The sequence below is a fragment of the Paenibacillus sp. FSL H8-0048 genome (assembly GCF_038002825.1).
In the GTDB taxonomy this organism is placed as follows: domain Bacteria; phylum Bacillota; class Bacilli; order Paenibacillales; family Paenibacillaceae; genus Paenibacillus_AQ.
Map to the genome: position 1 here is coordinate 6,727,524 of NZ_JBBODF010000001.1, position 13,059 is coordinate 6,740,582.

The 13,059-nt window shown below is 49.4% G+C and carries 11 protein-coding genes; 7 read left to right on the forward strand and 4 right to left on the reverse strand.

All coding sequences use genetic code 11. From position 1 onward, the window contains the following. Nucleotides 1-75: 75 nt before the first annotated feature. Nucleotides 76-438 carry a hypothetical protein gene (locus NSU18_RS29200; protein ID WP_341017763.1) on the reverse strand — a complete coding sequence of 121 codons (363 nt, stop codon included), beginning with the start codon at nucleotides 436-438 and terminating at the stop codon, nucleotides 76-78. Nucleotides 439-647: 209 nt separating this feature from the next. On the opposite strand from NSU18_RS29200, the gene NSU18_RS29205 reads away from it, so the two are divergent. Together NSU18_RS29205 and NSU18_RS29210 are read left to right on the forward strand one after the other, a co-directional pair. Next, nucleotides 648-926, forward strand: a complete 279-nt coding sequence (locus tag NSU18_RS29205; protein WP_341017764.1) for a hypothetical protein — start codon at nucleotides 648-650, stop codon at nucleotides 924-926. After that, nucleotides 916-1,584, forward strand: a complete 669-nt coding sequence (locus NSU18_RS29210; protein ID WP_341017766.1) for a hypothetical protein — start codon at nucleotides 916-918, stop codon at nucleotides 1,582-1,584. Before NSU18_RS29205 ends, NSU18_RS29210 begins: the two co-directional genes overlap by 11 nt. Nucleotides 1,585-1,603: 19 nt before the next feature. Here NSU18_RS29210 and NSU18_RS29215 read toward each other — a convergent pair whose 3' ends face one another. From NSU18_RS29215 to NSU18_RS29225, 3 genes are all read right to left on the reverse strand, one after another. Further along, the gene (locus tag NSU18_RS29215) at nucleotides 1,604-2,170 is read right to left on the reverse strand and encodes an acyltransferase (protein WP_341150713.1); all 567 of its coding nucleotides are present in this window, start codon (nucleotides 2,168-2,170) and stop codon (nucleotides 1,604-1,606) included. 62 nt (nucleotides 2,171-2,232) lie between these two features. Next, on the reverse strand, nucleotides 2,233-4,401 hold the full coding sequence (locus NSU18_RS29220) for a glycosyltransferase (RefSeq protein ID WP_341017768.1): 2,169 nt from the start codon (nucleotides 4,399-4,401) through the stop codon (nucleotides 2,233-2,235). 155 nt (nucleotides 4,402-4,556) lie between these two features. Further along, the gene (locus tag NSU18_RS29225; protein ID WP_341017769.1) at nucleotides 4,557-5,750 is read right to left on the reverse strand and encodes a glycosyltransferase; all 1,194 of its coding nucleotides are present in this window, start codon (nucleotides 5,748-5,750) and stop codon (nucleotides 4,557-4,559) included. A gap of 179 nt (nucleotides 5,751-5,929) precedes the next feature. Between NSU18_RS29225 and NSU18_RS29230 the strand changes: the two genes are divergently transcribed. The 5 genes from NSU18_RS29230 to NSU18_RS29250 all read left to right on the forward strand — a co-directional run bounded on the left by NSU18_RS29230 (nucleotide 5,930) and on the right by NSU18_RS29250 (nucleotide 12,091). Next, entirely contained in the window at nucleotides 5,930-7,054 is a 1,125-nt protein-coding gene (locus NSU18_RS29230; protein WP_341017770.1) for a glycosyltransferase family 2 protein, read from the forward strand. Beyond that, a complete protein-coding gene (locus NSU18_RS29235; protein ID WP_341017771.1) occupies nucleotides 7,051-8,304 on the forward strand; it encodes a glycosyltransferase family 2 protein in 1,254 nt (417 codons plus the stop codon). The genes NSU18_RS29230 and NSU18_RS29235 overlap by 4 nt, the downstream gene beginning before the upstream one ends. Before the next feature lie 31 nt (nucleotides 8,305-8,335). After that, nucleotides 8,336-9,109, forward strand: a complete 774-nt coding sequence (locus NSU18_RS29240) for a hypothetical protein (protein ID WP_341017773.1) — start codon at nucleotides 8,336-8,338, stop codon at nucleotides 9,107-9,109. 18 nt (nucleotides 9,110-9,127) lie between these two features. Further along, a complete protein-coding gene (locus tag NSU18_RS29245; RefSeq protein ID WP_341017774.1) occupies nucleotides 9,128-10,195 on the forward strand; it encodes a sugar phosphate nucleotidyltransferase in 1,068 nt (355 codons plus the stop codon). 189 nt (nucleotides 10,196-10,384) lie between these two features. After that, nucleotides 10,385-12,091, forward strand: coding sequence for a glycosyltransferase (locus NSU18_RS29250; RefSeq protein WP_341150714.1), 1,707 nt, complete (start codon nucleotides 10,385-10,387; stop codon nucleotides 12,089-12,091). Nucleotides 12,092-13,059: the final 968 nt, after the last annotated feature.

Consider the following 13,059-nt stretch of genomic DNA (forward strand, 5'->3'; position numbering starts at 1 on the left):
TTGATGTGCCCGGGGCTTGTCCATTCTACAGCTGCCAGTTTCAAGGGTGTAACGCCGAAGAACAACGGGAGCCCGTTATTCTTCATCCTCCTCCACATCTGTCTCAGTTTCCGTAAGCTCATCTATCAATTTCTCAGAGAGACTGACAGAATCGCCCAGCAGTCGCAGAATCCGGTCCATCTTGCTTAGACTAAGCCACTGGCCCTTGGTTATCTCTTCTAACAATCTGGCGGTTGTGTTATTTAATTTAATAATGTTGTTAAAATTCATATTTCCGGGATTGGATTGCACGAAGGCCTGCATCGCTTCAGCTTCGGCATTGATGATGTGAGACAAGGACATCTCATTAATAGCGATTGAGGTCAGCAGGAGAGAGATGCTTTCCTCTCGTGTAAGCGAGATATCGGGGGTGATATTGGGAATGTGAGGCATTGACATGCAGATCTCCTCCAGAACTTGAAAGGTTGCCTTGCGCTTTGTTATCCAGTTATAGATATGTATACCTCAGACTAAGATTGTCCTATTCCTGTTATTCTTTGAAATCCGCCAAATCCGATATACCTTGGACGAATGGTGATAGGGACAACTCAAAAGCACATATATATAACAGTAGCTAAATCAAAGCAGGCAACAGGGGGGATGAAGCAATGCTACAGCGGGAACGGTTGATCAAAGCGATTATTCTGGCTGCGGCGCTGGAGGAAGAAGCGGTCTCGGCTCTGATTGCGGTTGAAATCCGCAAGCTGGAATATATGTATGACGATGGGTACGGCTGGGATGAAGAATTAGATATGGGGGGGCTTGAGGCCCTGCAAGAGGCGGTGGCAAGAATCATCACGGCCCTGGCCCAGCATCAGGCCATGATCTGCCGGACACTGGAAACCAGCAGACGGCTGGGGCGTGAGGTGAATAGGTATGAAGGCTGAAGCCCGGAAATCGGAGGATGAGCTATTGGTGCAGGCGATTCATAAAACCATGGGACAGATGGAGCAGCTGAAGCAGGCTTGTCTGCGGCTCTCAGTCAAGGCGGATGATGAGTTGGCGCTGTTCATGCGCGAGACAGAACGGCTGCTTGAACGGGCTCAGTCCACAGGACAGGAGATTGAGAGACAAGAACCGGAGCATAGGGAGCAGGCTTCCACCGTTATCAAGCAGACTATTCGTCCTGCGGATGCCTATGTATCCGGGGGCAAGTATCTTTATAATACGGGTAAGTCCGTCCGGTTCATCCAGCGTCGATCTGCGCAGGCCACGCGCAAACGGACGTCCCACAAGAAGCGTGGGCAGACAATAGGAGTAGGCGCAGCCAGCGAACGCAAGCGGCAGCAGCGGCAACAGCTGAAGCCTTCTCTTCAGCCGCAGCAGCCGAAGAGGGCAGTGGAGCCGCAGCAGCCGAAGAAGGCATTGGAGTGGCAGCAGCCGAAGAAAGCAGCAGAGCGGCAGCAGTCTAAGAAGACGGCGGAGAAGCAGCCGAAGCAGACGGTGGAACGGCAGCAGCCAAGAAGTACGCAATCTATGAATAGACAGCCGCCCGTTGACTATCAAGGGATCAGAATCTCGTCCAACCTGAAGTACTCCCTATAATGTACTTCTTATTCTACGATCAACAGCTGCCCTCACCGGACACCTGCCATAGTCCTGCTTCGGGGTCGAAGGTGTCCACCACTTTGGCAGGGTTACCTGCCGCGATACAAAAGTCGGGTAAATCGCGTGTTACTACGCTGTTAGGTGTGACCCTGCAGCCCTTACCAATCGTCACTTCGCCCACAATGACACAATGGGCGCCAAGCTCACTGCCGGCGCCAATCCGCACCTGCTGGCTGGTGGAGGTGATCCACTGGTCGCGGATCGGTATGCCGACCTGGCGGTATTGGTGGTCCGTGTCGGCAATATATACATCCGGACCAACGACGACATTCTCCTCCAGAATGACACTGTTCGCGGAGGTAATGATCAAGTTGCGGCTGCAGCTGCAGCCGTCCCCGATCGAAATGGCGGGCGGCTCTCCTTGGCCGGGGTGAACGACCGTGAACCAGCTATTCTCAAGTATAAGTACATTCCTGCCGATAGCGACTTTCTCTGGACAGTTGATATCGGTTTTTTGCATGATCAGACTGCCGGGTCCGTAGCGGTAAAAAAGATTTTGAAAATCCTCGCTGATGAAGTCCATCTTAGTTCCACCTTTCAATAAACTAAGCGAGCCCTTCTCAGACCCGCCCAGTGTTCAATTTGTCAGATTAAGTGGTGCCTGGCCTGAATGGTTTTTATATGTGTAAGGAGATCGGTAAAGTATGATTCGTTGTGGTAGGCCTCAATTAAGACTTCTTCAAAATCTTTGGGCTGCAATTGCTGGAGGTTATTCTCCAATATATAATTGTACCACCAGAGCAGGAAAGAGTAGGCAATATGTTTCTTCTCAGCTGCCAATGCCTCTTCACTCAATCCTTTGTCCAGGAAATAATTTAGAATATTCAAATATGATTGAATGAATGTCTGGGCGAAGCTGAATCCTCCTTCAATCTTGCCGCTGCTTGTTAATAGCTTGCGGCGATACACGCAATAATCCGGTGTAATTCCAAGAATAGAGAACGTCAGGTAGACTTGATTGAGATTGGAGCCTACGAAAAGCTCCGGCGTGGGAAGCTGCGCAAATTCCCGCTTACGCATGATGATTCCCGAAACAAATGTGCTGTAAATCGATACATGCTGCACATAATTGCTTACCCCGGCAGAATGGTCAACCTGTCCGGTGTTGCTAAGAATATCAATGAAGAACAGGCTGCAGTTCTTGTTTTGTTCTATTAGGCGGAATATCTCTTCCAGGGAACCCTGCAGCCAATAGTCATCGTCACCTTGAAGCTTAATGTATTCACCGCGGGCATATCCAGCACATTTCAGAAAGTTGGAGTCTGCACCTTCATTGAATTCGTTGCGGTAGTAGCGCAAATTAGTAAAGCGTGACTGGTACTTAAGGACAATGTCTCTGGTTCGGTCTGTAGAGGCATTGTCGGAAACGATTACTTCGAAATCTTGCATTCTAGTGTTCTGGCTGTAGATACTGTTCAAGCATAAATCCAACTCTGCTTCGCGGTTATAAGTAGGAATACAAATGCTGAGCAGCAAAGGCGGGCTGTTGCTTTCAACTGGTACAATCTCTTCTGGTTCTGACGGGATCTTTGGTTCACTGGATGAGACATCCGTCTTCAGCCACTGCCGGGAAATGGGATCATACTGCTTGATTACTTTGGCAGGCGCGCCGGCTGCTACACAATAGTCGGGAATTACTGTACCGGATACAACGACCGAGCCAGCACAAATGACACATCCCTTACCAATGGACACTTGCCCGGAAATAACGCTGTTAGCACCGATCCAGCTTCCGGAGCCGATTGTCACAGTGTGGCTAAAGGAATCTACTCCCTGCTTAATGATGGGCAGATGGATGTTCTCGTAAGCCAGGCTGTGATCCGCTATATTCACATTAGGAGAAATGGCAACATGGGAGCCGATAATGATACGATTGACTGCCGATAGACTACACCGCCGGCCGATGTCACTTCCCGCACCAATCTGAATGCGCGGTTCACTGACAACATTATTGTAGGGAAGCATGATCCAGCAATCTGCTTGAAGCTTAACGCCATTGCCTAGAGCGACCCCTCCCATACCAAACAGATCACAGGTAGGGTGGATATTGCATCCCTTGCCGATACGGTGGAACCGGTGTTGGCCGTGGATTTCTCCATATCCGTAATACTCCAGGAAGATGCGCTGGGCATCGGCATAACCGATATTTCGATCCGCAACTCCGCAATCGTGCAGACACCAGGCCAGATGCTGCTTGGGAACGCCAATCTCATAGCCGTGGGCAATGAATTCCTGACTGTGCGAGGCATCATAGAAATGCCAGCCGGTGAACAAGTCCTTGCGCCAGGGAAGGTCATACTGGGTGACCATCAGTATTCCGTCGATGGATTCCACACTCTCATATTCTCCTTCCGGCTGCAGGAAATCCAGCGGCTTGAGCATTCCAGTGTGGCTGTCAATCACTCTGCCATACTTGTGCCCTGCTTCCCACCAGGTTCCCGACGACGGCAGGACTTTGGCGCCTGCTGCTCCAAGCATACCCAGTGACGGATGATTGGAGAACAGACGGATGATATCCGAAATAAACTGCGGATTAAGGATATGGACATCCTGATGCAGATACACCTTATATTTGGCATCTGACTGGCGCATAGCTTCATCATAACCAGCCGTTATACTTAGGGCTCCTCTCACCAATTGAATATCTACCTTATATCCGTCCGGAATGATTAATTGCCTCAGATTCTGCTCACTGCGCTTAGCCAGCTCCTCGTTATTTACACAAATAATAAAGCATACTTTACGGTCATCCATGTCGCTCACGCTCTCTCCTTTAACCCTCAAGGTCTGACATCGTTGTTATTTGCCGGATTTAGTGGACCTGAGGCTTTCGGTTTTGCCATCTGTATGGGCATAGTCTATGTATATTCAGGTAATGCCCAAACATCAATCAAATTTATCAAAGGCAATTACAATAGCTGGTGCAAATAGATTGGCGGATCAGTCAATTTGGAACGGCAGAGGCAGAAATGCGGATTGGACTGCAGGAGTTCATATTGCCGGAATACCATTGGATTAATATAGTTACCGGCTTGCACCAAATTGGCAGTCGACTCCCACCCTTCTCTGTTTAGAACAAAGGGGAGAGACGGAGGGTCGCCTATTGCAGAATGTCTGACAAACTCAGATAATCCTTCCAGCTCCTCTGTCTGCGGAGAGCGGTGGATAGCCGCGGGCTGAATCAGCACGATAGCACACTCAGAATGAGTGTGCAGCACATTCAGAAACGGAGTGAGAGAGCCTTGAAGGAAGGGGATTTCCGGATCGTGCAGCATTACAAATTTCCCGCGTGCCATATCCGCCACCTTAAAGAGGTCTTTCCCTGAAGATACCGGTTTATGATGATAGTGAAAGCTGCGGTGCTGAATTCCATAGTGGCGCGCTACATCCTCTGTATCATCTTCCGAGGCATCGTCCAGGACGCAGACCTCGATTAATCCGGCATCATCGGTTTGTGCATAGATGGACTCCAGGCAGCGCCGCAGCCCGCCAGCTTGATTGCGTACCGCCAAGCATATGGACAATAGAGGTTCCTCTCTCCTATTCTCCAGCAGTTCCCGGGCTTCTGTTTCGCTGTTCACCCGGACCCATTCTCCGCTCGAAGGCTCGTAAATCCGGCGGAATTCAGCCGGATTACCTGCGACTACGCAATAATCCGGTATATCCCGCATAACAACGCTCCCCGCTCCGACTACACACCCTTTGCCAATTTTCACATTGCCTAAGATAGAGGAATGTGCACCGATCCATGAGCCTTCACCGATTACTAACTTAGAAAGGTTATTGTCCTCCTTTTCCCATATTTGTCTGGCATCGCTTATAAACACATGGGGTCCTGTGATTACACCTGGCTTCAGTTCCACCCTGTTCACAGCGTGAATGGTCAAGAAGCGGTTGCAATCACAGCGGTCTCCGATAACGATTCTGAGAGAACTCTCTCCGGCAGAAGGTACAGTGATATCCAACCGGTAGCCCTCCCTAACCATTACGCCGGTGCCGAAGGCTGTCTGTTCCGGCAATGACATTACCCCGTTTGAAGCAATCCTGCAGTCCTTGCCATAGCTGTAGAAACGATAATAGAGCGAGGGGGGGATGTACTTCATATGATCCTCCTTCAATCAGGTGAGATAAGTACACATGGCGATGAATCTGTACTAGCTTATGAACCGGAATAGAAATCATGCGGGCAAATCCGTTTGAATGATCCAGCAAGGCCGACATATACATATACGAGAAATCCGGTAAATCCGATTTTCAGAATATGCAAGAAGGAGGAGAAGACTTGCCGACTATTAGTTTGTGTATGATTGTCCGCAATGAAGAGAAGAGCCTGGGCAGATGTCTGGCATCGGTTGCGGACATAGTGGATGAGATCGTTATCGTGGATACCGGCTCCACAGATCGCACTAAGGAAATTGCAGCCAGCTTTGGTGCCCGTATTTATGACTTTGAGTGGACTTACAACTTCGCAGCCGCACGTAATTACTCATTCAGCCTGGGAACCAGTGAGTATCTTCTATGGCTTGATGCAGATGATGTCATTGAAGAGGCAGACAGGGTCCGTTTCAAGGCTTTAAAGACCTCTTTGTCTTCAGAATACCATTCGGTGGCCATGAGCTATATTCTGCTTACTGATTCCGATGGTAAGCCGTTAGGGATCTTAAGACGAAACCGTCTGCTCAGACGCGATTGCCATTTCCAATGGACAGGTGCTGTTCATGAATATATTGAGGTTACGCCGCCCACGCTGGAGAGCGATGTATGTATTACGCACAAAAAAGACAAAGAATACACCGAACGGAATCTGGATATTTACCGGAAGATGAAGTCTGCTGGAGAGGAATTCTCACCAAGAGACCAGTTATATTTCGCCAATGAGCTATTTGATCATGGTTACTATCATGAGGCGCTGGAGAACTATAAGATCTTCCTGGCAGATGGCAAAGGTACGCCACAGGAGCATATTCAAGCATATACGAGGATGGCGGACAGCTACGGGGCGCTCGGGGAGAAAGCGGACCAGTTGCTGTCTCTGAGCCACACCTTCGATTACGATATTCCACAAGCGGAAAACTGCTGCAAAATGGGCTATTATTTTATGGATTTAGAGCAGTATGAACAGGCAATTTACTGGTTCGAGCTTGCGGTATCGTTGCCGAGAAGAGATGACCTGGGATTAGCGGATGTTTCTTCCCGGACCTGGCTGCCTCATCTGCAGCTCTGTGTCTGTTATGACAAGGTTGGGCAACACAGACATGCTGACTATTGCAATGAGATTTCACTTGCACAATACGCTATCAATCCCAGCGCCCAATATAACCGGGATTACTATACTAAATTTCTGGGTGACAAGCATGTACAAATAGACGGCCCCAAGCTTAAAGAACGAGAGGAGTTAGCCCCATGAAGACGAGCATCGTTATTCTCACGCTAAATCAGCTTCCCTTAACCATTCAATGTCTGGAGAGCATCAAGCGCGGAACTCCGGAAGAGCATGAGATTATTATCGTCGACAATGCTTCTACAGATGGAACCGCACAGTACCTTAAGACTCATTACAAAGAGCTAAAAGTGATTGAAAACAAAGAAAATCTGGGCTTTGCCAAGGGCTGCAACCAAGGGATTGCAGTAGCAGAAGGAGATTCGATATTATTCCTGAACAATGACACCGTAGTCCCGCCTGGATGGCTAACGCCTATGCTAAAGGCACTTTACAGCGACAGTTCGGTCGGTATGTCGGGTCCCGTGACCAACTACATCAGCGGACATCAGCGTATTCCTGTGACCTACAGTGATGTGAAGGATATGGAGCAATTTGCACAGGATTACTGTGAAACGAAACGCGGATCGGTAGTAGAGGTGCGTCGTCTGATTGGCTTTTGCCTGCTGGTTAAGCGCAGTGTCTTGAATGAAATTGGTTGGTTTGATGAACGCTACGGGCTTGGAAATTACGAAGATGATGATCTGTGTCTCCGGGCGATACAGCACGGCTATAAGCTGCTTATCGCAGAGGATTCATATATCCACCATATCGGTCATGCCAGTATGGGGCAGAATCCTTCCTTCGATTTGCCGACGCTTTTGCAGAAGAACAAGAAAGAGGCTTTTCAGAAATGGGGAGCGGATATTCATTCGTTAATTTATACTCCTCCCACACGCCTGTGCGCGGGTATTATTTCATCCGGCAATGAAGCTGCCCTGAAGGATACGCTGGCTTCTTTTGCAGATGTGGCTGAACAGATCATTGTGATTAACCTCTCAGGGAAAGAGAACATTACCGAAACCGCCGCCCGCTATACCTTACAGGTCTATTCAGTTAAGGGTGAGCTAAGCATGAGAGATTGCCGCGAATGGATTACCCGTATGTCGGTAGAGCCCTATATTCTCTGGCTTCAGGAAGGCGATACACTAACGGCAGATGAACGCCGGAGATTCATGGGACTTAAGCTCTCGTTATTCCACGAATATCAGGTTGTAGCTCTCAGAGGTGCGGGCGGGGCCCGTTATATGACAAGGCAAGCTGGAGAGAGAATTTATCCGGAGAATATCGAAATTCCGCGCCTGACCACTTTTTTTGGTTATTCCAGCGGAATTACTATCAGCAGATCTGAGCATGCAGATCATGAGGCAGTCGCGGCAATATCCTCAGATATTTAGCACATCACGCCAATTAGAACGGAGGTAAGTTATGGAACGGGATTTGGTTACTATCGCTATATTGGCTAAGGAGAAAGCTCATGTACTTCCGCTCTATCTAGAATTGATTGAGAGGCAGACGTATCCGGCCTCCCGGATCAATCTGTATATTCGTACCAACAACAATAAAGACCGCACCAAAGAAATTCTCGAAGAATGGGTGGAGCGGGTAGGAGAAAGATATCATGAGGTTCATTTTGATGCCAGCGATGTGGAGGAAAATGTACAGGATTTTGCTCCGCATGAATGGACTTATCTCCGTCTAAGAGTGTTGGCCAGGTTACGGCAGGAATCTGTCGAATGGGCCAAAGCAAGAAATTCTCATTATTTTGTTCCGGACTGCGATAACTTCATTGCATCCGATACGCTCGAAAGCCTGCTTTCCACTAATCTTCCGGTAATAGGTCCTTTGCTTACGGTCGCGGAGTCACCATTAAGTTATTATTCCAATTTTCACAACGTGGCAGATGAATTCGGTTATTTCAAACCATCTGATTTGTATTTTCAGTATTTGTATCAGGGGGTAAAGGGGCTGCTACAGGTCGATGTTATTCATTGCACTTATCTGATGCGGCACGAAATTCTGGATCAAGTCCAGTACGAGGACGGCAGCGGCCGTTTTGAGTATGTCATTGTAAGCGATGGTTTGAGAAAAGCGGGAATCCCGCAATATCTGGACAACCGCAAGAAGTATGGGATGTTAACCTTCTGTGATACAGAAGAACAATTTCTGGCGGTTGGACTTACAGCGGACAATTTCGATTAGGAGAACGGAGTTGACAATATGAAGCTGGTACTTCTATCCGGTGGTTCCGGCACACGCCTGTGGCCACTCTCCGGCAGTATCCGAAGCAAACAGTTCCTGCAGGTACTGCCTGCTCCAGATGGTGGCCGCGAATCGATGCTCCAACGGATTTGGCGGCAGTTGACTGCTTCAGGTCTTAACCAAGAAGCATATATTGCCACTTCCAGAGGGCAGGAAACACTGATTCGGAAGCAGCTTGGTGAAGCGACGCCACCGGTTATCATTGAACCGCGGCGCCGAGATACATTTCCTGCAGTATGTCTGGCTTCGGCTTATCTATATTCTGTGGAGAAGGCTTCCTTGGATGAGACGGTTATCGTCCTGCCGGTAGACGCTTATGTGGGTGATGATTTCTTCTGCAAGCTTACAGAACTGGATTATGCGCTCCGTCACTCCGAAGCTGAGATTGCGTTGCTTGGGGCTAAGCCAAGAGAACCTTCAGAGAAATACGGATATATCGTTCCGGTGAATTCTTCAGAATCTTCTGCCCAGGTACATGAGAACCAAACGTATATGCAGGTGGATTCCTTCGTGGAGAAGCCGGACAGGAAGCTGGCGGAAGCACTTCTGGGGCGGCAAGCGATGTGGAATTGCGGAATCTTTGCCTTTCGTCTATGTGACCTTCTGAACCGGCTGGAGTCATCGGGCTTCACGACAGATTATACGGAATTACAGAACCAATATCACAGCCTGCCCAAGAGCAGCTTCGATTATGAGGTATTGGAGAGAAACAGCCGCCTGATCTGTGTACCTTATCTGAATACCTGGAAGGATCTAGGCACCTGGAATACTCTCTCTGAAGAACTCGCAGCTACCGTTCTTGGGCGGGGCCAGATCAGTGCTAATTCAATGAACTGTCAGATTGTCAATGAGCTTGATATTCCTGTGATGCTAGTGGGTCTTGATGATGTGATTGTTGCAGCTGGTCCGGCAGGAATTCTGATTACCCGCAAAGATGCTGCGGATCAACTGAAGCATCTGCTTCCTGCAACGGACAAGGAGAGTATTCAATGCAGCGGATTAAATCAGCCTAATACTTATCCTTAGGCTGTCCGACTTTATCCGACATCGTTCTATCCTGACGAAAGACATCATAAGTTAGAGAGGTGATGTCAATCTGAATTCACATCCACCTGTCCGGTCCATTCATGAGGTCCGGTACATCCATCAGGAAAGGAGGCAGCTCCAGCATGACAGTAAGCAACGAAGGCGAACGTCCCTCTAATCTCCTTGTGCATGATTGTCAGAGATGAGGAGCCATGGATCGCGCGCAGCCTGTTGAGTGTGCGGGAGGCTGTGGATGAGATGATTGTCGTGGATACAGGTTCTCATGACAGAACAATGGATATCGCTCATGACCTCGGTGCCAAGATTCTCCAATTCCCCTGGACGGAGAGCTTCGCAGAGGCCCGCAATTACAGTCTTCGGCATGCGACTGGCGACTGGTTGCTATGGATGGATGCCGATGAAGAAATTGCACTTGCCGATGCCCCGAAGCTTAGGGAGGTAAGCAGTATCAGGAACAGCAGACTTGCCTCTCTCGAAACCATTCATTTCAATAGCGCATTCCGGCCCAAACCGCATGAGGCTTACAGATTGTCCCAATGCCGCCTATTCCGCAATGGGGAAGGGTTTCATTTCACCGGCGGTATCCATGAACAGTTAAGCTTGTCGGGGCTGCATGACGGTAAGGATTCCGACACACCATTCCTGCTGCCGCTCAGGCTGTTCCATTACGGCTACCTGCAGTCCGTAACATCCATTAAATCCAAACATGGACGTAATCTGAAGCTGCTCCAGCAATCCATTGCAGATGAACCGAATCCCGATCCGTGGACTCTTTATCATATTGCGGGTGAATATCAACGGATTGGGGATTATGCTAATGCCTTCCGGCAGGCAAATCTGGCTATTGCCGCATCGCTGGGTCAGCGGAAGCTGCCGCCTTCCCTCTTTTACAAGCTTAAATATGGTTGCTTACTGGCATCGGGCAGCTTCAGGGAGGGCTGGCCCGGTATCGACAAGGCGACCAGTCTCTACCCGGATTATGTGGATCTGCATCTATACAAAGGATGCATTCTTATGCATATCGGGCAAGTGGAAGCTGCAATCTCCGCTTTCGAGCATTGTCTGTCCCTAGGAGAGAATGCTCTTCATCATATGGTTCTTAGAGGTGCGGGAACCTTCTATCCCTGCTATTACCTGGGCAATTGCTATGAAATGCTCGGAGAGCCTGGCGATGCCGCTGCCTGGTACTCCAGAGCGCTGGAGTATTCGCCTGCACTGGCTGAAGCTGCGGTTAAGCTATTTCAGCTGAGGGTAGGAATGCAAGGGACGGATGGGCATCTTTCTGGCAATCGTTGTGCCTCTAATCATCCTCTTCTGAAGAAGACCTGTCCTTCATCTGCAACTTTGGAGCGAAATAAGTGGTCCGTTGTAGTGTTGATAAGCAGCGAAGATGGTCCGCGCTCAGCTCTGATTAATTGGGCTCAGAAGTGGAAGCTGCTCGCTGATGAGTGGATCATTATCGATGCGGGAATGGGGAAGGACGCCAGGGGGCTTGCCGAAGAACTGGAAGCACAGATCCTTCATTTCACTAATGGCGAGGGTGCATTTCAGTTCTGGGATAATATACAGGAGGTGCTCACAACTCCTTATGTGCTGTGGTTGAATCCATATGATGAGGTTTGTGGAAAAGATCTTGATGCACTGGGAAGCCTCAAGCAATCACTGATCAGCCGTAAAACTATGATCTCTTTTAATCTATGCTTGCAGGAAGAGGGAATAGACCAGAAGCACTGGATGGTTCAGAGGAATCGTCTGGCTCACCGCGAGACAGTGCTTAGCTGTAATCCAGTCAGCGGAGAATTTGTGTCTGTGCCTGGAAGTATGAATGAGATCAGTTCTGTTATTGTTCAGAACAGACTGTTATCCACGAGATGAAGATTATAAACATAGTGTCAGAAAGGGGAAAAGGAATATGGGAATTGGAATAACAGGACCAACAGGCCCAACCGGGGCGCCGGGGAAAAAAGGAACTGACGGAGCTAACGGGGGAAACGGTATTGATGGAAGAACTGGACCAACCGGAACTACGGGAGCATCGGGAGGTCCGGGACCAGCGGGAACTACGGGATTACCAGGAGGTTCGGGAGCAACCGGAACTACAGGATTACCAGGAGGTCCGGGACCAGCGGGAACTACGGGGATACCAGGAGGTGTGGGACCAGCCGGGACTACGGGGTTACCAGGAGGTGTGGGACCAGCCGGGACTACGGGATTCCCAGGAGGTTCGGGGCCAGCGGGAACTACGGGATTCCCAGGAGGTGTAGGACCAGCGGGAACTACGGGGGCACCAGGAGGTGTGGGACCAGCGGGAACTACGGGGTTACCAGGAGGTGTGGGACCAGCGGGAACTACGGGGTTACCAGGAGGTCCGGGAGCAGCGGGAACTACGGGGGCACCAGGAAGTCCGGGAAGTCCGGGAGCAACTGGTTCCATTTCAGCTATTTTTGGAACATTCTTGAGCAATAGCAGTACAGTAGCTTCCGCTGCTAACACGCCAATTGGGAGTTTCCAAAGAGCTAATTCAGATCCCGGTGAGTCTATAGGACTTTCTGGAGGTAGTACCTTTTCTCTGCCAGGCGGCCATATGTACTACATCTCATATCAAGCATCTATAAGATATACAGCAACAACTGCTCCTGGCCTTGCACTTTACTATGAGGGATCGCTAGATAATTCATCCATTTTTTATTCGGGTGCAATTGGTGATCCGACTAGATTGATTAGTCCGGTGTCAGTTGTCCGAATTATAGATGCAACGAATGGACCGATTACTGATCTGCAGGTAGTGCTTCGAGACCAAGGTACGTCTACAGCAACCAATGTGCAAACTGTCGCACAAGCAT